Source organism: Paenibacillus sp. lzh-N1 (genome assembly GCF_002872435.1).
In the GTDB taxonomy this organism is placed as follows: domain Bacteria; phylum Bacillota; class Bacilli; order Paenibacillales; family Paenibacillaceae; genus Paenibacillus; species Paenibacillus polymyxa_C.
In genome coordinates this window covers 677,051-697,861 of the sequence record NZ_CP025696.1, presented here as the reverse complement: position 1 = coordinate 697,861, position 20,811 = coordinate 677,051, and the positions used below count along the sequence as shown (strand labels likewise).

18 protein-coding genes and 3 pseudogenes are annotated in these 20,811 nt (G+C 44.4%); 17 read left to right on the top strand and 4 right to left on the bottom strand.

Translation table 11 applies throughout. The annotated features are described in order from the left end of the window. Window positions 1-151 precede the first annotated feature (151 nt). From C0638_RS03130 to C0638_RS03110, 5 genes are all read left to right on the top strand, one after another. Window positions 152-646 (top strand): GNAT family N-acetyltransferase, encoded by a 495-nt coding sequence (locus C0638_RS03130; RefSeq protein WP_102163344.1) that lies wholly within the window; start codon window positions 152-154, stop codon window positions 644-646. Window positions 647-840: 194 nt separating this feature from the next. Continuing rightward, window positions 841-1,824 carry a Gfo/Idh/MocA family protein gene (locus C0638_RS03125; RefSeq protein WP_102163343.1) on the top strand — a complete coding sequence of 328 codons (984 nt, stop codon included), beginning with the start codon at window positions 841-843 and terminating at the stop codon, window positions 1,822-1,824. Window positions 1,825-2,318: 494 nt separating this feature from the next. After that, window positions 2,319-5,048 (top strand): beta-glucosidase, encoded by a 2,730-nt coding sequence (locus C0638_RS03120; RefSeq protein WP_102163342.1) that lies wholly within the window; start codon window positions 2,319-2,321, stop codon window positions 5,046-5,048. Window positions 5,049-5,225: 177 nt separating this feature from the next. Then, window positions 5,226-6,743: a glycoside hydrolase family 30 protein gene (locus C0638_RS03115; protein WP_102163341.1), complete on the top strand. Its 1,518-nt coding sequence runs from the start codon at window positions 5,226-5,228 to the stop codon at window positions 6,741-6,743. Window positions 6,744-7,204: 461 nt separating this feature from the next. After that, window positions 7,205-7,693: an RTX toxin gene (locus tag C0638_RS03110; protein ID WP_090736640.1), complete on the top strand. Its 489-nt coding sequence runs from the start codon at window positions 7,205-7,207 to the stop codon at window positions 7,691-7,693. Window positions 7,694-8,060: 367 nt separating this feature from the next. Here C0638_RS03110 and C0638_RS03105 read toward each other — a convergent pair whose 3' ends face one another. Continuing rightward, the gene (locus C0638_RS03105; protein ID WP_102163846.1) at window positions 8,061-8,855 is read right to left on the bottom strand and encodes a tyrosine-protein phosphatase; all 795 of its coding nucleotides are present in this window, start codon (window positions 8,853-8,855) and stop codon (window positions 8,061-8,063) included. 303 nt (window positions 8,856-9,158) lie between these two features. Here C0638_RS03105 and C0638_RS03100 point away from each other — a divergent pair, with 303 nt between their 5' ends. The 3 genes from C0638_RS03100 (at window position 9,159) to C0638_RS03090 (ending at window position 11,072) form a co-directional block, all read left to right on the top strand. Next, window positions 9,159-9,719: an MFS transporter gene (locus C0638_RS03100; protein ID WP_102163340.1), complete on the top strand. Its 561-nt coding sequence runs from the start codon at window positions 9,159-9,161 to the stop codon at window positions 9,717-9,719. Between the two features lie 24 nt (window positions 9,720-9,743). After that, the gene (locus C0638_RS03095; RefSeq protein WP_102163339.1) at window positions 9,744-10,022 is read left to right on the top strand and encodes a DUF1648 domain-containing protein; all 279 of its coding nucleotides are present in this window, start codon (window positions 9,744-9,746) and stop codon (window positions 10,020-10,022) included. Between the two features lie 153 nt (window positions 10,023-10,175). Next, on the top strand, window positions 10,176-11,072 hold the full coding sequence (locus tag C0638_RS03090; protein WP_102163338.1) for a TetR/AcrR family transcriptional regulator: 897 nt from the start codon (window positions 10,176-10,178) through the stop codon (window positions 11,070-11,072). Between the two features lie 483 nt (window positions 11,073-11,555). Here the strand turns inward: C0638_RS03090 and C0638_RS25530 are convergent. Next, window positions 11,556-11,713: pseudogene (locus C0638_RS25530) on the bottom strand (cupin domain-containing protein); the annotation flags it as partial. A 131-nt stretch (window positions 11,714-11,844) separates the two neighbouring features. On the opposite strand from C0638_RS25530, the pseudogene C0638_RS25525 reads away from it, so the two are divergent. From C0638_RS25525 to C0638_RS03045, 9 genes and pseudogenes are all read left to right on the top strand, one after another. Next, window positions 11,845-12,086 (top strand): annotated as a pseudogene (locus C0638_RS25525) (IS5/IS1182 family transposase); the annotation flags it as partial. A gap of 70 nt (window positions 12,087-12,156) precedes the next feature. Continuing rightward, window positions 12,157-12,636 carry a GNAT family N-acetyltransferase gene (locus tag C0638_RS03080; protein WP_025679703.1) on the top strand — a complete coding sequence of 160 codons (480 nt, stop codon included), beginning with the start codon at window positions 12,157-12,159 and terminating at the stop codon, window positions 12,634-12,636. Between the two features lie 389 nt (window positions 12,637-13,025). Further along, on the top strand, window positions 13,026-13,856 hold the full coding sequence (locus C0638_RS03075) for a hypothetical protein (RefSeq protein ID WP_102163337.1): 831 nt from the start codon (window positions 13,026-13,028) through the stop codon (window positions 13,854-13,856). Window positions 13,857-14,095: 239 nt separating this feature from the next. Then, complete coding sequence (locus tag C0638_RS03070) at window positions 14,096-14,437, top strand: iron-sulfur cluster biosynthesis family protein (protein ID WP_102163336.1); 342 nt, start codon at window positions 14,096-14,098, stop codon at window positions 14,435-14,437. A 227-nt stretch (window positions 14,438-14,664) separates the two neighbouring features. Then, the gene (locus tag C0638_RS03065) at window positions 14,665-15,225 is read left to right on the top strand and encodes an SLOG family protein (RefSeq protein WP_025679708.1); all 561 of its coding nucleotides are present in this window, start codon (window positions 14,665-14,667) and stop codon (window positions 15,223-15,225) included. A 157-nt stretch (window positions 15,226-15,382) separates the two neighbouring features. Continuing rightward, window positions 15,383-17,247, top strand: a pseudogene (locus C0638_RS03060) (rhamnogalacturonan lyase). A 175-nt stretch (window positions 17,248-17,422) separates the two neighbouring features. Further along, window positions 17,423-17,656 (top strand): hypothetical protein, encoded by a 234-nt coding sequence (locus C0638_RS03055; protein WP_102163335.1) that lies wholly within the window; start codon window positions 17,423-17,425, stop codon window positions 17,654-17,656. A 110-nt stretch (window positions 17,657-17,766) separates the two neighbouring features. Then, window positions 17,767-18,633, top strand: coding sequence for a DL-endopeptidase inhibitor IseA family protein (locus C0638_RS03050; protein ID WP_102163334.1), 867 nt, complete (start codon window positions 17,767-17,769; stop codon window positions 18,631-18,633). 92 nt (window positions 18,634-18,725) lie between these two features. Beyond that, window positions 18,726-18,971 (top strand): HPr family phosphocarrier protein, encoded by a 246-nt coding sequence (locus C0638_RS03045; protein ID WP_013369603.1) that lies wholly within the window; start codon window positions 18,726-18,728, stop codon window positions 18,969-18,971. A gap of 78 nt (window positions 18,972-19,049) precedes the next feature. On the opposite strand, the gene C0638_RS03040 is transcribed toward C0638_RS03045, so the two are convergent. Continuing rightward, the gene (locus C0638_RS03040; protein WP_102163333.1) at window positions 19,050-19,838 is read right to left on the bottom strand and encodes a formate/nitrite transporter family protein; all 789 of its coding nucleotides are present in this window, start codon (window positions 19,836-19,838) and stop codon (window positions 19,050-19,052) included. Between the two features lie 89 nt (window positions 19,839-19,927). Beyond that, a complete protein-coding gene (locus C0638_RS03035; RefSeq protein WP_102163332.1) occupies window positions 19,928-20,710 on the bottom strand; it encodes a Cof-type HAD-IIB family hydrolase in 783 nt (260 codons plus the stop codon). Window positions 20,711-20,811 lie beyond the last annotated feature (101 nt).

Below are 20,811 nucleotides of genomic sequence, written 5' to 3'. Positions count from 1 at the left end.
CAGGTGGAAGCTCAGTTTAGCTGCGGAGGTTGAGTTATTTAATACAAGGTACGAATCAAGCACGAACAAGGAGATATACATAAAAGGTTGTCTCTGTGTTTTGGCGGGAAGCTTACGACATCACAATTGACGATAATAGGAGAATACAGCGATGGTAAATAGCATCCTTTTAAAGGAGTACGCAACTGAGTATCAATCGCAAGTTGTCGATTTAATTTTACATATTCAACAAAACGAATATAATATCGCCATCACTAAAGAAGATCAGCCTGATCTGCTTGAAATTGAAAACTTTTATCAGCATGGCAACGGTAACTTCTGGGTGGCTCTTCGCGGAGGAAGCGTAGTAGGAACGGTTGCCTTGCTAGATATCGGAAGCCATAAGACAGCACTCAGAAAGATGTTTGTAAAACAAAACTATAGAGGCAAAGCCTTTAATGTTTCGAATCAATTACTACAGCATGCCATAGAATGGGCCAAGAAACGGTCTGTTGAAGGAATCTATCTTGGAACAACACCGCAATTCGTTGCAGCTCATCGATTTTATGAGAAGAATGGATTTGTTAGTATTGCTCCTGATGAATTGCCAATGGGCTTTCCAGTTATGAAAGTGGATAAAAAGTTTTACAAATACACCATTCAATAAATAGCCTGAACCAAGACGATCCTGAAGGAAATTCCTGCTCAAAACTGACTTCGTGCTCGCCTCGCTGCCTTTCTGCCGAGCTGCAATACAAACTGTCGGCGAACAGGAATTTCTTTTGTTTAGGGCAGGTGTTTGCTAGAATGAAGAAGATCGTGTAAGTCTACGTTAACTATACAACTGGGAGGGATACAAGTATGAGCAAAAAGATAAAATGGGGAATTGTCGGTACGGGATGGATCTCAGATCAGTTTGTTGCTGATTTGCAGCATGTTACGAATGGAGAAGGATACGCCGTTGGATCACGCAATATTGAAAGCGCTACCGAATTTGCAGCCAAGCATCAAATAGCACAGGCATACGGTAGCTATGAGGAATTAGTGCAAGATTCCGAAGTCGATGCGATTTACATTGGAACCCCTCATCCTTTTCATAAAGAGAATGTTCTAGCGGCTCTTCGAGCGGGCAAAGCCGTCTTGTGTGAGAAACCCTTCACCGTCAACAGCAAAGAGCTGGAGGAACTAGTCAGCTATGCGCGTGATCATAAACTATTCCTGATGGAAGCAATGTGGACACGTTTTTTGCCACCGATTCGTCAAGTGCGGGAGTGGATACATGAGGGACGTATTGGTGAAGTGAAGTTGGTGAAGGCGGAATTCGGCTTTCGTATAGACTGGAACCCAGAGGGAAGATTATTGAATCCCGAGCTGGGCGGAGGGGCATTATTAGATGCAGGAATTTACCCCGTTTCTTTTGCTTCGATGATCTTTGGCCCCGAGCCAGAGCATGTATGGAGTACCGCCCATATCGGGGAAACGGGCGTTGATGAAACATTTTCGATCATGCTGGATTATGGAAAAGGACGCACGGCTATGCTTAACGGGGCGGTTCGTCTCGGGCTGACGAATGAGGCTTATATCCATGGAACCAAGGGCTATATCCACATTCCGTCATTCTTGAATAGTACATCGGCTACTTTAGTTGTGGACGGTGAAGAGGCACAGAACTTTCAGGATGACCGCTTCTCTACAGGCTATGCTTTTGAGGCAGAAGAAGTCGGGCGCTGCTTGAACGAAGGTTTGCTCGAAAGTTCTACTATTTCTTTGGATGAATCATTAGGAATTATGAAATTGATGGATCAAATTCGTTCACAGTGGGGGCTCCGTTATCCATTTGAATAATCACATTGAATCCACATTGCCTCCAGGGACCTTTCAGGTCTCTGTTTTTTTATTATCCTTTCTTTTTTATACATAAGTATTTCCAATTTCCTAAAATAGAGGCTTTGGTCGCACGCTAAAAAAGATCATAGATGCATGTCAAAGCGTGGGACATATGGATCATTTTTTATGGTTATAAATAGTTAAAAAACAGTCATTAAAAAGTTACAAAAGTGTAATCTTATAATCAGTTAACTGAATTGTTAGCGCTCTCTTTATATAAGAAAGAATGAAGGTCCTAGTATTTTTCTTCCAAAAACTTTCAATGAAATTTCCGAAAATGTGCGGTAGGGTGGTAAACGTGTCACTTGAGCCATTGCGGCTTTTGCTGCTTGCTTGCTTACCCCGTGGCTCTGGATTCTTGTTGGAGCTCGCAGGGTCGAGAGCCTTTGCAAGCCTGTGAGCGTTGAATAGGCATTCACCTCATGACCAAACATCAAGGAGGAATTACAAACGTGAAAGTAAAATCAACATGGTTGTTCCGTATGGTGATGATGACAGTCATTGCGGCTGTTGTGATCGGACCTATGCATATTGCAGGAGCGGCAGGAAGCCGGACAGATCGGCCTTGGATGAACACATCCCTGTCGGCTGAGAAACGGGCAGCATTGCTGTTACAAGAAATGACGCTGGAAGAAAAAATAGATCTGGTGACTGGTAAGGTCAACAATTATTATGGATTTTATAATAATTCGATGGAACGGTTGGGTATTCCGGCGTTAAAGATGGCAGATGGACCTGCGGGTGTTCGGATCGCCAATCCGGATGTGCAGGACAAGCAATCAACTGCGTTGCCGGCCCCTATTGCATTGGCTGCAACGTGGGATACCCAGGCTGCCAAACAGTATGGAGATTTGATTGGAGACGAGGCTTTTAATACGACTCATAATGTGGTGCTTGGACCGGGGATGGATATTGCCCGTATTCCATGGGGATCGAGGAACTTTGAATCTATGGGCGAGGACCCGCTACTGCAATCGCAAATGGCGACCGCTTATGTCAAAGGTGTGCAAAGCCACCCTGTCTTGGCGACTGCGAAACATTACCTTATGAATAATCAGGAGACGGAGCGTTTCACGACAAGTGTCAAAGTCAGTGACCGTGCGCTACATGAAATTTACATACGCCCGTTTCAGGAGGCTATTGCCAAGGCAGACTTGGGCGGAGCTATGTGCTCCTTTAACAAGGTCAACGGCGAATCGGCATGTGAGAACAAGACCATCCTGACAGACCTTTTGAAAAAGGAAATGCAATTCAAAGGCTTCGTGATGAGTGATTATGGCGCAAATCTGAGTACAGTCGAATCGGCAAATAGCGGTTTGGACCTGGAAACACCCGGAACACCTTATGGTAAATGGGGAGACCAGCTGCTGGATGCTGTCAAGAATGGCAAGGTAAGTGAACAAACGATTGATGATAAGGCTAAGCGCATTCTGGTGCAAATGTTCAGTAAAGGTTTGTTTGATCACCCGGCTCAAAATAATCAAATTGATGCACGTGACCATGGTAAAACAGCCCGTCAATTGGCTGAGGAAAGTATGGTACTGCTTCAGAATAAAAACAACGTATTACCGTTATCTCAAGATAAACTCAAATCCATTGCTGTGATTGGTCCAGATGCAGATAGCGGCACAGTGGCAGGCGGAGGCAGTTCGTTGGTAAACCCGACGTACACGGTGAGTCCGCTGGAAGGCATCCGTAATCGTGTAGGCAAAGGAGTTACCGTCAAGTATGCACCGGGCACGGACCCTATTTCTGCGGGAGACATTATGCCAGGTCCATCAGCTGTTCCGTCTTCGTTGCTGACCACATCCGATCAGAAAGAGAATGTCAGTGTTGGATATGCGACTTATGGCGATGCTGAGCAGGGACTGCGAGGCGAATACTGGACGAATAACAAGATGGAAGGCAATCCGATTCTTGTGCGCAATGATGATCAAGTCAATATGAATCTTGGCTTTTATAATTATCAGGGCTTCAATGCGAAGTCCCCTAAAGTTCCTAATACCCCAACAACACTAAATGGTTTGATATCTGCACGCTGGACAGGGGCCATTGCAGCTCCCAAGGATGGTGACTATGCATTGTCATTAACCAGTTTGGGGTCAAGCAAGCTGTATCTTGATGACAAGCTATTTGTAGATAATCAAGGTACGAAGCTGGGAACAACGAAGAAAAACATCTCGCTCCAAGCGGGGGAAAAGCATAAGATACGAATTGAATATCGTGCCGATTATCCAACGAATGGTCGCGATTCTGGTGGTATGGTTCGTCTGGGCTGGGAGCCTCCGGCAGATACGACAGACAAGCTGATTGACAATGCTGTAAAGCTGGCTAAAAAATCGGATGTTGCGATTGTGGTCACACGTACGTATGAGAGTGAAGGCTATGTGGAGCGTTCCGATATGGAGCTGCCGAATAATCAGGATCGGCTGATCCGTGCGGTTGCCGCTGCCAACCCGAAAACCATTGTGGTACAAATGAGCGGCAGAGCTGTGCAAATGGACACCTGGCAGGACAAAGTTCCAGCGATCGTACAGGCATGGTTTGCTGGTCAAGAGCAAGGGAATGCCATAGCGCGCGTCTTGTTTGGGGATGTGAATCCTTCTGGCAAGCTGCCAGTAACCTTCCCGGTTAACGAGCAGTCTACACCTGTATCCTCACCGGAGAAATTTCCGGGTGTCAATGGAGTCGGTGACTATTCAGACGGTATTTTTGTAGGCTACCGTGGATATGAGAAATCGGGTATTCAACCTGCATTTTCCTTTGGACACGGTTTATCCTATACAACTTTCGGGTACAGTGATTTGAAGGTAAAACAGCATGCGAGTGGAAAGAAATCCGATCGTACAAGTTCTGTCGAGGTTTCGCTTAAATTAAAAAACACTGGCAAAACAGCCGGAGCTGAGGTTGTGCAGGTATACAGCGGTAAGCTTCCGACCAATGTAGAGACTCCATCACGTCAATTGGCAGGTTGGGCCAAGGTAGAGTTAAAGCGGGGCCAAGAGAAGAAGGTTCGCATTGAGCTCGACCCGAAAGCTCTCTCTTATTGGGATGAAAAATCCAAAGCATGGGTTATGCCATCTGGTGAAGTTCCGATTTATGTAGGCAGCTCCTCTCAGGATACAAGACTGACAGGAAGTGTTACGATTCCGGCAACCTCTACAGAAAAGGCAAAAAAGTAATCCCGTTATATTCCTTTTAAAGTGGTTAAATTTCAAGAGAGCACGGGCACTAGCACCGGCTCTCTTTTTGCTATAGATATGTAACATTCAGTAGGTATGCAAAGGGAAACCCAAGTGAAAGCTGAAATAGAAGGAAATATAGGGGACAGTCTGATTATGGAGAGAGGAGGACCTTAGATGAAGAAACTCCCAAAACAACGACGTTCTGACTTGTTCCTGCTTATAGTTGCAGCTATCATCTTGATTGGTGCTATTCTGATCAGTCTGGCTATGCAGAATGGTGTGAACACGGCAGGCGAAAGGAATGTCAGTATGTGGCTAACCACACCAGACCCGGCGAATCGTCTGACACAGCAAGCCCCAATCCCATGGAGAAAAGACAACAGTAACGAAGTTGCAGCGAATGCGGATACACTGACGGTTGAGATTAGACCAGATATTCGTTACCAGACGATGGAAGGGTTTGGCGCAGCAGTTTCCGGTTCGTCTGCATATCTGATGAATCATGGCATGTCTGCCAATCAGCGTGATCAGTTGCTCAATGACTTGTTTACAGCCGGCGGTATTCAATTAAGCTATATTCGCCATACCATTGGAGCATCAGATTATTCAGTGGATGAACAGGGACAGCCTAGCAGCTATACCTATGATGATGTGGCCACAGGCAAGGACTATGAGCTAAATCATTTCTCCATTGCCAAGGATCGGGATGTGATCGATGTGCTGAAGCAAATTCTGAGAAGAAACCAAGATTTACGGATTATGGGGACTCCATGGACGGCCCCGTCCTGGATGAAATATGGTGAGCAGATATATAACGGTTGGTATTTGGACTATACCGATCCGCGTGTCTATCAGGCGTATGCTGACTATTTTGTTCGTTATATACAGGCCTATGCGAATGAGGGGATTCCCATTCAGGCGATTTCCATTCAAAATGAGCCGGAATTCACCACGTCCAAGTATCCCAGCATGAGTATGGGAGCAGTAGAGCAGGCGAAATTTATTAAGCAATATTTAGGCCCTGCTTTAAGTCGAAACGATTTGTCTACCCATATTATTGCCTTTGACCATAACTGGGATACTGGGAGTGAATATGCCAAGACCGTACTGGGAGACGAACAGGCTCGAAGCTATACGCACGGAACGGCCTTTCATTGCTACAAAGGAGAGCCGACAGCGATGTCAGACGTGCACAATGCTTTTCCGGATAAGCCTGTTTATATGACAGAATGCAGCGGAGGAGCATGGAGTCCGGGCTTTGGAGATGATTTAAGCTGGGATATGTCCAAGCTGATTATTGGCGCACCCCGAAACTGGTCGCAAAATGTCCTCTTTTGGAATATTGCACTTGACCCGTCCGGCGGTCCGACCAATGGTGGATGTACCAACTGTAGAGGTGTAGTGACCATCGACCCGTTAAGCGGTGCCGTTACGAAAAATGTAGAATATTATGCGATTGGACATGCCAGCAAATTTGTCCGTCCTGGTGCGGTACGTATTAATTCTTCTCATTATAGTGGAAGTATTGAAACGGTCGCTTATCGTAACCCCGATGGTACGCTGATCCTGATTGCCGCCAATACGGGAGAGAACACAAAGACATTTAAGGTTCGGCAGGGGAATCAAGTTTTCAAATCAACCCTTCCATCTAAGTCAGCAGCTACCTTTCAATGGAAGCCTACAACTTCCTGAGAGGGTCTGTACATCCATGTTTATAAAAATTTTAGAGTGCTTAGCCCTATCTGGTTAAGTGCTCTTTTTTTCTCTACCAAGTTCCAACTACGAATAAATAAAATTTTAAGATTGTTCAGAATCGGTTCAGAAGTGGATGATAAAATCTTTTCACTAACAAAAGAATGAACCATGTACGGGGAGAAACTGGTGAATTAAGAACAAATAAAGAATGGTAGAAAGCGCTAATCGAGACGTTGCTGGCAGGTATAGCATGGGGACCACAGCTTTGTTCATGTGGAAAAGAAAGGGGACACATCAGCAATTGTGACTAAAGCGAATACAGTCACTGGCTCTACTTATAGCTCAACTTTGACGTAATTAAGATGTTACAAAGTTGGACATTCACGTTGTATTTAGTGGTACCGCCTGGCAGAGCGACTATATTTCAGGTTCATCAGGAACCACAGGAGGTATTTCTTTTGTTCTTTTCACAATATGTCGATGGTGGAGACGGTCGCATCGTGCTGCAATTGTTTTACAACCGAGAATGTGACCTCTCTCATAAAATAGAAGGATATGAACTGGAGGTTCACCAATTCATGAAAAATACGAACCGCATGAACGTGTCCAGCATAGCGCTATATCCGGTTAATCCATTAATACCGTATCTGATCATAAACAGCATCTTTTACGATTTTATGGATGTTACAAATGTTTCCTATTTTAATCAAGAGGGTCATTTCTATAACCCAAGCGAATTTAATACGGTCGCATATGTACTAAAATATCATGGAACTGTGGTAGATGTGCTTGGAGAGCCTCATTCGCAGGATCAATTGTTTCCTCAAGGCGGGACATTTGTTCGTAAACAAGGTATAACATGCGGCTCGCCCGTTTTTAATCAGCAAGATGAGTGGCTTGTTTACCCGAAGGGCACTTATCAATATGTGGGCAGGCATACACTTTAATTGTGTATATTGTCTGAGACCTCTACTCTTTGTAGTGAAAGCCCAGTTGGGAGACAAATTCCTCATCTCCGACCGTGTTCCCAGAAACAATTCTTTCATCAAGCTTGCCTTCGAGCATTCCCGGACAAAGGCTCATTTCCTCTGCAGGAGATGTTCCGTCTTACAGCTCTCACGCCACGTATATCATTTAAAATCCCCTCACTAAAACTTTTCTTGTTGTTTCGCGTCACCAATTATAAACACTATAGTTAAGTATAGAGTCAATTTTATCTTCCATCGGTGAATGTACATATAGTTTCCCTTGATCAGTCCTCGGTTAAATACCAGAATACCCCATAGTAGATTGGACAAGGTAACTTCAATTTCGTTACTCTAGAGCGAGCTCTTTGAAGCGTTCCAGGTGCTGCTGCGAAACGCCGCATTCGTTTTTCAAGTATCCTTCAATGTTCGCATGCCGGCTCATAATTCCCTGTAGCACGTCCTCCAGATAATCACGCTTCACCTCCAGCATGGGCCTGATTCGCTCTGCAGGCACTCGGTAAAAGCTCAACAGTCGAATCATTTTCTCGGCTTTTTTCATACGTGGCCCGATGCATATATTGGAATGCAAGTAGTCCTCAAGCACGCTTTCGTAGGGAATTCCCAGAAACAGCTGAATAATCGCCACGATGAATCCAGTTCGATCCTTGCCCCCAGTGCAATGAATCAGGACGGGAAACTTCTCTTTTTCGGACAACAGAGTGAAAAGTTTCTGTAACGTAGACTTAGAACCAGTCCCCATATGATCATACATGTCTTTCATCGTTTGCTCAAAATCGATATCCTTGCCATGTCTAATTAAATACCTTATAAATTCGAGACGGGTAAATTCCTGACTTTTATCCTGCATGGTCAAATTCTTTACTTCGACTCCCTGATTCAGCATGCGGCTCTTGTTCGATTTCTGCTCCGTTTCCGTTCTCAAGTCGCAAATCAGCTTAAGGCCGATTTGATCCATTCGTGCCATGTCGGCTCTCGATAACTTTGACAATTCGTCGGAGCGGAACAGGATTCCCTTTCTTACTCTCTTCCCATCCGTGGTGGCATAGCCTCCGAAATCCCTGAAGTTGGTCAAGCCATCAAAATAGAGTGCAGCGGTATGCTCATGATTGTTTTTTTGCATATTCTTTTCCTTCCGTTCATTTATAAATCCCTGTTTTTTCATGACTAAATCAATGCTGTATATTTCGACCCCTGACATTTATCTTATTTTGACTATTTAGTTTTGTAAAGAACTAATAGTTCATAATCCGAATAAATCTGTTTATATCGAGGATTGACACACCTGGCTCTCAAGGATATGATGAGTTGAAAACCTAAAAGTTTTTAATAAAACTAATTGGTCAAATAGGGTCTTGACGGGCTAGACTGAAGCAGGCTTAGTCCTCAACCTTCGTTCATTTCTAGAGAAAGCAGGTATTTGTATATGTCTCATCATGCAGTTATTGACGAATCTTCTAAGGAAGGGTCATTTATATTCCGTCTATATTTTTTACCAACGCTTGCGATCGTCATAGGGACGTTTATGGTGATTTTGAACAGCACAGCTCTTAACCTGGCCCTCGCGACCTGGGATCAGGAATTTGGCGTTTCGCTCCAGACCACTCAATGGTCGGTAAACGCCTATACACTTTCACTTTCTGCGGTCATTCCGTTGGCAGGATGGCTTTCGGACAAATGCGGTGCTAGGAAGGTGTTTCTTTGTTCTATTGGATTTTTTATGTTAGGTTCCATATTATCTGCATTCGCGCAAAATTCCGGACAACTGATTTTTTTTCGGATCATTCAAGGTTTAGGAGGAGACATGGTTTCCCCGATTGGAATGGCCATGCTATATCGCCTTGCTCCACCTGACAAGCGAGGGGCGATCATCAGTTTACTTGGGATTCCAATGCTTCTCGCTCCCGCGCTAAGTATGGTACTATCCGGCCGGTTGGGTGAATTCGTAGACTGGCACTGGACTTTCTGGCTTACTACTCCCAAATAAGATAGAACAAAAGGAGGCAACGCATTGATTAAGATTCTCTTTCATCCTAAAACGCCCGTTTTTGTCACAGTGCTTGCGTGGCTTGCCGCCATGATAGTGGTCTGGTCTGCTCCTCTGGAGATCCCTGTTCATTTCATGAATGGACAAGCCGACAGGTTCGTCAGTCGATGGGGCGGTCTTTTTGGTTTTCCAGCCTTGATGACCGTGTTGCTCATAATCCGAAATTGGCCTGACACTGTTGTGAGGCTTATTTATGTACTGGTCTTACTCCATATTTGTATGCTATGTATTGCTCTAATGTAAGGGAGAACGCTTTTACTGAGTACCATGGAGTGGATCGGACGCCTCATTTTGGCACGACGCCTTCTTTTTTGCTCGCTGGATATTGGCTATACTTGATCAAGGAACTTTGAAAAAATCACATCTGTCCGTAACAAGTGATAAGGAGACATAAGCATGAGTTTAATAAAGGAAAAAATCGTCCAATCTGCTATCCGCCTTTTTATGGAGAAAGGCTATAGAGCGACCTCAATTCAGGATATCGCCGACGATTGCAGTATCGCCAAAGGTTCCTTGTATAAATTTTTTGAGTCCAAGGAAGAGTTGTTCGTCAGTATATTGAAGCAGCGCCAGCAGTATATGATGGATGAGGTGGAGCGAATTCGGAAAATGGCATTACCGCGCCGGGAAACGTATCTGGCCGAAATTATGGGTTTATTCCAATTTTTTGGCCGTCACGGCTACTATATTTCCCGAGATTACAATGAATTTCCCTCGGCGAGCAACGACAACATCTCTACCCTCATTCATCAGATTCAGATTCAGATGTTCAGCTATTACCAAAACCTGCTGATGCGCCAATACGGCTCTGCCATATTGGATTGGAAATGGGACGTAACTGCCATGTTTAGCGGCATGATCCGGGAGTATACTTTTCATCTGTTATTTGCCTACAAACCAATCACCGTCGAAAAACTAGCAGGATTTATCGCGGAACGTATGGATGATTTGGTTCAAGGTTTGAGTAAATGTTCACCTCAGCCTCTGCTAACCTATGAGTTCATGAAAGAGTATGAGGAAGTGGATTTAGAGTCACTTGTCCCGACAAGCTCAGCGAGGATTTCCGTTTTGTTTCAAGCGATCTTGTCGATCATTCCTGATCTATATATCCCAAATGCCAGAAAGAAGGAACTTCAGCAAGTGACCGTGTTGCTTGAGGAAGAGTTGGAAAATAAGGCACCTAGAGCGTTTTTGATCCAGGCATTGCTGCGGGATTTGGCCGCTGAAGCAGAACTATCGTTCTATGCCCACCAGTTGCAACAGCGGCTAGGCGAGCTTCTTATTAAAGATTGATTTCGATATGAGTAAAAGGCGGTTTTCTCTCAAGTATGATTTCGTATTATTAGGTCAACCCAAAATTTGGGCGGCCTATTTTAATAGGTGTTTTAAGATGATGATAGCCGGGGGAGAACTAGGTGGTTTTAGGGAATAAATAACCCGTCAAGAAAACTGTCCCACTCCGCCTCTACTTCACGGGAAATGGTTGATTCCGAACCAACAAGATAGGCGTTCATTTTCTGGTGTTCCATCAAAAAACGTAAGACAACAGGTGGGAGTTCCGTTTTCTCGTTAGCAGAACTGGAAGTCCTTCATGCATGGCATAGTTTGGTACAAACATGTTTTCAGAGAAGGTTTCTCCCTTGTTCTGACATAGGGGGATACGTCAGCCGATAGTTCGATACGGCTACCGATGTTTCGTATGGGCTACCGTCGTTCGTGGAAATCCGGGATAGGCCATCTGAATTAGTTGCTCATGACAGCAAGATCATGATCAACTCAAATTCGTGTAGTGTCTATCGTATTTGAGCTAAACAATTTTTGATGAACTGTACCAAATGGATGCTCAGGCGGTGCGTAGATAACATATATTTTAAGAGGTATATTTCCTGTTAAGTTATATTATTCCATTCACCAACAGATATCATCATTGCATGGTCACAAAAAATATATCATATTAAACGATCATACCGTTCAGTTTTTAGAAAAACACGACCATGTCCTTGGCGTGTTTTTCTGTTAGTATGTTAGTTGTGTTGAAAGAAAATAAAGTGTTTTCTTTGGATACGTGCCCTATTTGTCGCTTTTGGCCGCCAGCAAAAACGCTTTGAATTTAAGGTCGAAGCCGTAGCACTTGATTCGGGTTATTTAACAACGTTAATTTGCAAAGGACTTCAAAGCTGGAAGACCTTTGCGGTGATTGCTCACCGGAGATTTCATCCCAAGCAAGGATTGTTTCCAAAGTGGAAATTCACCTTTGACGCCGAGCGAAATATGTTCGTTTGTCCGGCGAATCACGAACTGAAATACTGAACCACAGACCGAAAGGACTACCGGCAGTATGCTCCCGAATTTTAGATTTAATTGAAGGAGATCGTATATGGTTATTCGAGAAATGAAAAAAGAAGACAATGCAAAAGTAAAAGAAATTATACAAGATTCATTAAAATCACTTGGATTAGCGATTCCTGGAACAGCTTATTTTGACCCTCAACTTAATGACCTACACCAATACTATAATAATTTAAAACATGCGAACTATTGGGTAGTAGAAATGGAGGGAGAAGTTGTTGGTGGAATTGGCATAGCGCCGTTTAACGAACATGATAAAGTTTGCGAATTACAAAAGCTATACTTAAGTCCAAAAGCTCAAGGTTTAGGGCTTTCCAAGAAACTTATGGAAACAGCTTCGTCTTTTGCTTCTAAACATTATGAAAAATGCTATTTAGAAACAATGCATGAATTAAAAACTGCATGTTTATTATATGAAAAGTTTGGATTCACACTTTTACATGAACCTCTACCAGGTTCTGAACACTCTGCTATGGACGCTTGGTATATAAAAGCTTTTCAAAGTTAGGTGTGCCAGTCTAATGTTTTATTTTCCCTGTACAAGTGGACCCTCATGACAAACACTAGCTGGTTTTCTTGTGTACGCTTCTTGCTGCAGAACTTGTTCAAATAAATTTTAAAGGAGAGAAGACGTTCTGATTTTATCAGTACGTCTTCTCTTCGATTCGAATGATTAATCAGTCAATGGAAACAATTGTCCATCCATTATCTTTATCCTTTTCAAAATAGAAGGTATACCGTATTATCGGGTGAAAAACCTAATACACATAGTACTCGCAGAAAATATAAGAATAGAAATAAATTTAGCTGTTTTGTTCATGTTTAGATCAACGCATCCTTTCTCTTTCTATAATGAATCCTAAGAACAATAAACCTACTACAAAAGGAGCAATTAAAATGAAAAGTCTAACATTAAAATACGCTATTGCTTTCCTGTCGGGTATAGTGATGGTGGGAAGTGTAAGTGGCTTTTCTATTGTCAATGCTAATCGTACGTTGCATTCTAATCCCTATGTTCAAAGTTCGGTTCATGTTGTAAATCCATCTGTGTATCAGTCCATAACTAAGTTTAAAAAGAACGAGACTCCAGATCAAGTGATGTGGAAGGAAAAAAACATTACGTTATTGGCAAAAAAAGTCGAGCTGGAAAATGTTCCGAGTTCTGAGAAAAGTGTCATTACATCCATAACGATCAAAAAAGGAAAAAAGAGTTACACCCTTAAAACAGATGGATATAATGATAAACTGCGTGATATATCGAGTGCAGTATTATCTCCTTCTAATACATGGTTGGCTATACAGACACAGCGTAGTGCAGGCGATACGTTATTACTAATCAATCTTACAACCGGAAAATCTACCATTGTAAAGGATCTATTAAAGGCTAAAGGCAAAAAAAATGTAGAATCCATTACTGCTTATAATTGGTCACCAAAAGAAGATCAAATTGCCTTTTCGTTCGGTGATACGTCAAGCAGCTCCCTAGCCATTTATAATACGAAGAAGGAAGGCTTTATATATCTTCCTAGAGAAACGGATTATATTAGCACCGGCCTGATTTTATGGCATAAAGATGGAAAAAGTTTAGACTATATAAGTGAGTATCCATCTGATCAAAAGAAATTATACAGATACTCCATGGACAGCAAAAAGGTGAAATCTGTTAAAAAAATTAGCCAGAGTGAATTTCAAAAATGGTTCAAACTTGATAAATACCAAACAAATTAATACAAATGTAAGGGTGGATTTGAATCGTTGGCACAAAGGAACAAGTTAGAGATGTGCATTCAGCAGAATCTCCGCGAAGAAACAAACGGTTTCTTTTATAAATGCCATCATTAATGATCTCCTTGTACTTAAAGTTTTGAGATGATTATAATGAAAATATAGTTTATATTTAGACTTTTTGAAGTTGTTGAGTCCAAATATGTCCAAACATCTCAATTACAAAGGAGAGAGTTCATTTCATGAGTATACATTTAGAGTTGGATTCCTTGTCGGTTGAAAGGCTAGCGATGGTCCTTTCAGGACGGCCAGGCATGTTCAAGTTGTTTTATGATACAGAAGATTGTGGATGCAACGGCGTACTTGTTATCTTGGTGATCGATGCACCGAATGCAACCGATATAGCAGTTCAGTCCGATTCTTATTCTTTTTGGGTAGATCGGCAGCAGGAGCAGCAGTTCGATAGCAAAATGCGGCTTGAGGCAGATCCTAGTTACCCGTCGTTCAAAATAAGTAGCGATGCTGGTGTGTTGAGTAGCAATGTTAGAATTCAAGATCGGCGTGTAAACTCGGCCGAGGAGTGATACACCGATATTAATAGGAATTCATTAAGTACCATAAAGTAGTTGTGAATGAACACCCAGCATCCCAAATAACGAACCTTGTTTAGCCTATAGGGCAGAGGTTCGTTTTTTTTTTGTAACTATATTCGATTCATTCATCCGTATTCATTCATCCAAAAATGAAATGTTTAGCGACCTGCTTTGAAGTGGTACAATAAGCTTTATGATAATTTCAGAAGGACGATGAGATGATGAAAAACTTGCTCGTTTCTGGCTATCGTGCCCATGAGCTGAATATTTTCAGTCAAAAGCACGAAGGCATTCCATACATTAAAAAGGCGATTACAAGCAGGCTGATTCCCCTGATCGAAGATGGGCTGGAATGGGTGATTACCCCCGGCCAATACGGGGTGGACTTGTGGGCTTGCGAGGTCGTCATTGCATTAAAACAGCAATACCCCGACCTAAAATGCTCTATTATGATGGCTTATCAAAATATGGAGGAAAAATGGAAGGAGGATAAAAAGGAATATTTTCAGCAGATTTGTGCCGAAGTTGACTATGTGGGAGTGGTTAGCCGCCAGCCGTATCAGGGAATATGGCAACTCAAGGCACGGGATGAACTCCTTTTCCGCAAAACAGACGGTTTATTGCTTGTGTATGACGAGGATGCCGGAGAGGGTAGCCCACGTTTTATGAAGGAACTGGCATTGAAAAAACAACAGGCAGAAGGCTACCAATATATCAGTATTAGCTCAGAGGATATCCAAAGCATAGCTGACGAGGAACGATTATTCATGGACCTCTGATTTTTAAAGCATTAGTCTGGATTTTTGAACAAAAAGGACGGATTCGTCACTTTACATTTATGTAAGCGATATCATAAGATTTAAAAAAACAATAACTTATCAGTCAGATAAAATAAATTTATTGAAAATACAAACCATGAAAGGAGCTAATGATCAGATGAACAAAAGGTTTCGGCATACTGTGTTGCTCTGTCTCGGTGTCATGTTGTGTGGAGTGGTCACTCCGATGGATAGCCCAATCTCAGCTGCCTCTACAAGGCAAATGGAGAAGCTGAACAGGGGAACTGTCGCAGTGAAGGTACCAGAGGGTGTACTGGTGAGCTGGCGTTTATTGGGTACGGAAGCGGATTCGGTTGGCTTCAATCTGTACAGAGGGGCAAGCAAGTGAATGATGCGCCGATTACATCGAGAACCAACTTTCTGGACAAGGCAGGTACGACCTCATCTTCGTATACCGTTCGTGCCGTGGTTAACGGAGCAGAGCAGGCCGCTTCTCCAGCGGTAAAAGCATGGAACAGCAACTATCTGGACGTTCCCATCCAGCAGCCTGCTGGAGGCACAACCCCGGATCATGTGAACTACACGTATAATGCCAATGATGCCAGTGTGGGGGATCTTGATGGGGATGGCGAGTATGAGATTGTGCTGAAATGGGACCCTTCCAATTCTAAGGATAATTCGCAATCCGGGTATACGGGAAATGTATTTTTGGACGGATATGAGCTCGATGGAACACGCAAATGGCGAATCGATCTGGGACGGAACATTCGGGCTGGTGCACACTATACGCAATTTCTCGTCTATGATTTTGATGGAGATGGTAAAGCAGAGGTTGTATGCAAGACAGCAGACGGCACGGTAGATGGTACAGGTGTAAAGATTGGCGACGCTTCGGCTGATCATCGCAACACGAGTGGATATATTTTGAAAGGCCCCGAGTTTCTAACTGTGTTCTCAGGTGATACAGGCAAGGCTCTTAGTACGATTGACTATGTGCCACCGCGCGGAACGGTGTCCAGCTGGGGAGATAACTATGGTAACCGTGTGGATCGTTTTCTCGCCGGGGTTGCTTATCTGGATGGCGTGAGACCCAGCATAGTGATGGCACGTGGTTACTACACGCGTACTGTTCTAGTCGCATATGATTGGCGGAACGGCAATCTAAGCCGCCGCTGGACCTTTGACAGCAACAGCTCCACCAATGCCGGGACGGCTGGACAGGGGAATCACAGTTTGAGTGTGGCAGATGTGGATGGAGATGATAAGGATGAGATCGTGTATGGCTCACTGGTTGTAGACGATAACGGAGCGAAGCTGGCTAACACGGGAATGGGACATGGAGATGCGCTTCATGTCGGGGATTTGGACCCGGACCGTTCAGGATATGAAGTATTTAAGGTGAACGAGGATAAAAATGCCACCTACGGAGCAGCCATGTACGATCCGCGCAATGGCAACATTTTATGGGGCGTAAAAACAGGCAAGGATACCGGACGAGGCATGTCGGCAGACATTGATCCGCGTACGAAGGGGAATGAGCAATGGGCACCAGGCATCGGATTACGTTCAGCCCAGGGGCAGCTCATTACCAACACGACGCCGTCTTCTATTAATTTTGGTATCTGGTGGGATGGGGATCTGCTGCGTGAACTGCTGGATCATACCTCCTCAAGCGCTGGTAAAATCGACAAGTGGAACTATACGAACTCGACGACTTCCAACTTGCTTACGGCCACAGGGACGAGTTCCAATAACGGAACCAAAGGAACACCGTCGTTGCAGGCTGATCTGTTCGGTGACTGGCGGGAGGAAGTCATTTGGCGCAAAAGTGATAATTCGGCGCTGCGTATCTACACAACACCTTACGAGTCAGAACACCGATTCTACACGCTTATGCATGATCCGGTGTATCGCCTGAGTGTGGCCTGGCAGAACGTAGCCTATAATCAGCCCCCGCACACCGGATTTTATCTGGGAGAAGGGATGTCCAAGCCCCCGCAGCCGAACATATACACTCCTTGATATGCAGCTCGGTAGTGGGTTGAATGCTGGTTAAATGAATATAATCAGAAAGGGCTCCATGCTAATCGGGGCTCTTTTTGTTATAGGTGCAGAGGGGAACGTATGTTTTCCATATAAATGGGAACGCTAGTTCTTACAAAGGTAATATATGTGTATGGTAAAGGAGGCGGGATCTGTGAGTTCTTTAACGACTGAAAGCATGATCGAGCTCGTAACTAATGTCGGATTCCCTGCAGCATTAAGCCTAATTCTGTTAAAATACATTCTCGTCACCCTTAACCGTAGATTGGAGCAGCTGGACCGTTCTGTGAAGCAAATGTCACGATCCTTGGAAGAGATCGAGGCAAAGCAGGAGAAACGGTCAGAACCTACGCTCCCGGCAAATACGGACAAACTTCGTGCAGAATGAACAAAAAAGGCAAATAGAAACAATTTAGCAACCTAATCGAGCACCGAAATTCTTATAATAGAAACGTGTGCAGTTTATGCAGACATATGATTATGGAGGTGTATTTGAGTATGAAAATAAATACGAAACTATCCGCACTATGTGTTGCGGCCACACTTTTGAGCGCGGCACAGGTCGCCGCTGCTGCACCCGCTGTGACCAGTCCCGCGAATGCGGCGCAACCGAACGTTGCTAGTCCGTCAGCAACTGTACCGGCTCAGGTGCCTGCACCAGCAGCATCTGCGTCTGTTGCGACGCCTGCCCCTGCGCAAGCGCCGTCAGTTCCAGCAGCAACAGCCCCAGCAACTGGTTCCGTCCAAGCGGCTACACCAGCAGCTCCGTCTGCACCAGCACCGCGCCCATCCGCGTCGGTAGCACCTGCGGCAGCTCCGTCTGTACCATCGACTGCCAAGCCGTCCAAGCCGCAGCAGCCGTCTACTTCGGCGCCAGCCGCAGCTACAGCTACTAGCGTGAATCCAACCCAGCTGGACAAGCTGAACCATGAGAGTGCGATTCCGCTTGTGCTGGAGGCGCAGTCTCGTTATCAGTATGCCATCAGCGGTGGCAAATCGTTGGGCCAAGCGTTCCAGTTGAACGGTAAAAGCTACCGCTATTTGTCCGAGGACATCGGCACGAAGACCAAATTAATCAACTATTTGACGCAGGTTTATACCAAACAGGCAAGTGAGCAATTTGTCGGCAAATTTTTCGTTGAAGTCAACGGCAGACTAGCTCAGTTGAACGCAGATGGCGGTAATTTGCTAGAGTTCAGTCGTGCCACGGCGAAGATGATAACCATGACTCCGGTGAAGCGCAGCTACCTGCTGACCGTGCCGTATCCGGCAGAAACCAAGAAGGCAAACGAGAAAATCACTGTGAATTTTGAAAAGGTCGGCAGCTACTGGAAGGTCAGCTCCCCGCCGCATGTCATTTTCTAAAATAAGTTTGTGCAACGTTCTTTATAAATAGGGTATAGTGATGTTAAGGCTTGTTTCGTAAGCCCCAATTCAACGCAGGGGAGAGCTGTGCAATGATGACACCCATCAAGGTAAAAAACGTTAAGGATATTGAGAAGATCAATCAAATCGTATCCAACTATACGTATGACATCTGGATTCATGGCAAAAGCGGCATGGCAGATGCCAAATCCATTTTAGGCATGTATGTGCTCAAACTGGATGAGCCGCTAACTCTGGTTGTACCTGACAACGTCAATCCCAAAAAGCTGTTCAAGGATTTGGAGGAATTTATCCATTTTCCTGCTCAAGCAGAATAAACAGCAAAAAAACACCTGCAGACACTGCATACGCTTAATGCAAAGAAGCCATGGAACTTAGGTTCCATGGCTTCTTTTTTAGTGTTCCTCTTCGTCCAAAAACGGGAGATTGACCGAATAGTACATAACCCCCATAAGCAGCACGCCACCCACCAGATTCCCAAGCGTAACCGGAACGAGATTATGGATGACGCCAGCGACAGAGACCGTACCCGGATGATCCAGCACGAGCGCAATGGCGAAAGTACACATATTAGCTATACTATGCTCATATCCCGAAATGAAAAAGCAGAATACAAACAGCATCATAGCGAACATTTTTGCACCATTTTCCTTCATAAACATCGGTACAAAAAAGGCGAGGCAGACCAGCCAATTACACAAAATAGCGCGGAAAAACAGCTGCATTGCAGGCGCTTCCATTTTATACTCAACCACGCTCAGCAAAAAGCTGTTCACGCTGGAGGATTCAAACAGCCCGGTCAAGTAAATAAGGAGTGCAAACACACCCGCCCCTAGCAAATTACCTCCATAGCTGGCAGCCCACAGCCGGAGTACCTGCCCCCAGCGCAGCTTTTTACGGAGCGCAGCATAGGTGTAATAGAAGGTATTGCCGGTAAACAGATCCCCGCCGCCATAGGCGATCAGAATGATGGCTGCCCCGAACGTGAGCGCTGCCATGGGATAAGTGAGTGGAGAATGCTCCATGTAAAAAAAATTGCCCGTCTTGAAGGCGACAATGACGCCGAAGCCGATAAACATACTCGCCAGCATGGAACGCGCCAAATACCGGAGCAGGCTTTGCTTGTAAATTTTGTATTTCTTCAGGGCTAGCTGTTCAACATTGCGTAAGCCTTCCGTTTCCATACCAACGACAACCTCCTATTTTTCTCATATCTAAGTCATTAAACCGACATGATTTTTCCTGAAACATGCCCAGTCCGTCAGCAATTCTGTTAGCTTAACAAGCCAAGTTTTTGCAGTCCGTACAAAATACCGTCTTCATCAGCGCGCTTTGTGACCATTTTAGCTGCGGCTTTGGCTTCATCGCAGCCGTTCCCCATCGCGACACTGTTATGTATAGTAGTTAGCATCTCCACATCGTTTAATCCATCACCAAAAGCGTATTGATTCTCAGCGGCAATGCCCAGTCTGGACGTAATCTCGCGGATGCCCTTGGCCTTGGAGCCAGCGTGAGGAACAACGTCCACTGAACTTGGATGCCAGCGTACAAAGTCAAATGCTTTGAACACCGCTTCATAGTAAGGCTCTTCTTCTGCCGTACACATCAACAGCGTCTGATAAATATCTCTCCCATGGAAATAGAGCGGATCGTATCCAACCGAAATCTTGGCCTTAAGCGTTTGGACCGATTTCTCCACAAGTTCATCGTTAGGGATATTGGCTTTCATGTCCAGATGATCCATATATACGAGAGCGTGATTATGGGTGAGTGCCAGATCGGTCATTGCTTGCAAGGCTTCACGATTCAGCGGATTGGTAGCGACGACTTCCCCGCGAAGCACGACATATTGCCCATTAAAGCTAACGTAGGAATCAATTTCTAGCTGCTCACGGATATCTTTGAACATAAAAGGTGCACGTCCTGTTGCGATGGCTACCTCATGGCCTTGCTCTTTCAAAGCAAAGACAGCTTTTTCGGCGGTAAACGGCATTTTCTTGTCATCGTCCAGTAATGTACCGTCGATATCGAAAAAAATAATTTTTTTGTCTGACATGTCCTTACACCTGACTTTCAATAATATATTGTCGAAATAAACTCATATGGATTCATTATATCAAAGGAACTGCTTCTGAATACACAAATACGTATAAATCC

What these genes read in the sequence shown, in the direction of transcription:
- C0638_RS03045 (WP_013369603.1), top strand. Translation starts at nt 18,726, where the DNA reads ATGATGACACCCATCAAGGTAAAAAACGTTAAGGATATTGAGAAGATC.
- C0638_RS03070 (WP_102163336.1), top strand. Translation starts at nt 14,096, where the DNA reads ATGAGTATACATTTAGAGTTGGATTCCTTGTCGGTTGAAAGGCTAGCG.
- C0638_RS03065 (WP_025679708.1), top strand. Translation starts at nt 14,665, where the DNA reads ATGATGAAAAACTTGCTCGTTTCTGGCTATCGTGCCCATGAGCTGAAT.
- C0638_RS03115 (WP_102163341.1), top strand. Translation starts at nt 5,226, where the DNA reads ATGAAGAAACTCCCAAAACAACGACGTTCTGACTTGTTCCTGCTTATA.
- C0638_RS03130 (WP_102163344.1), top strand. Translation starts at nt 152, where the DNA reads ATGGTAAATAGCATCCTTTTAAAGGAGTACGCAACTGAGTATCAATCG.
- C0638_RS03080 (WP_025679703.1), top strand. Translation starts at nt 12,157, where the DNA reads ATGGTTATTCGAGAAATGAAAAAAGAAGACAATGCAAAAGTAAAAGAA.
- C0638_RS03050 (WP_102163334.1), top strand. Translation starts at nt 17,767, where the DNA reads ATGAAAATAAATACGAAACTATCCGCACTATGTGTTGCGGCCACACTT.
- C0638_RS03040 (WP_102163333.1), bottom strand. Translation starts at nt 19,838, where the DNA reads ATGGAAACGGAAGGCTTACGCAATGTTGAACAGCTAGCCCTGAAGAAA.
- C0638_RS03125 (WP_102163343.1), top strand. Translation starts at nt 841, where the DNA reads ATGAGCAAAAAGATAAAATGGGGAATTGTCGGTACGGGATGGATCTCA.
- C0638_RS03105 (WP_102163846.1), bottom strand. Translation starts at nt 8,855, where the DNA reads ATGCAAAAAAACAATCATGAGCATACCGCTGCACTCTATTTTGATGGC.
- C0638_RS03090 (WP_102163338.1), top strand. Translation starts at nt 10,176, where the DNA reads ATGAGTTTAATAAAGGAAAAAATCGTCCAATCTGCTATCCGCCTTTTT.
- C0638_RS03035 (WP_102163332.1), bottom strand. Translation starts at nt 20,710, where the DNA reads ATGTCAGACAAAAAAATTATTTTTTTCGATATCGACGGTACATTACTG.
- C0638_RS03075 (WP_102163337.1), top strand. Translation starts at nt 13,026, where the DNA reads ATGAAAAGTCTAACATTAAAATACGCTATTGCTTTCCTGTCGGGTATA.
- C0638_RS03100 (WP_102163340.1), top strand. Translation starts at nt 9,159, where the DNA reads ATGTCTCATCATGCAGTTATTGACGAATCTTCTAAGGAAGGGTCATTT.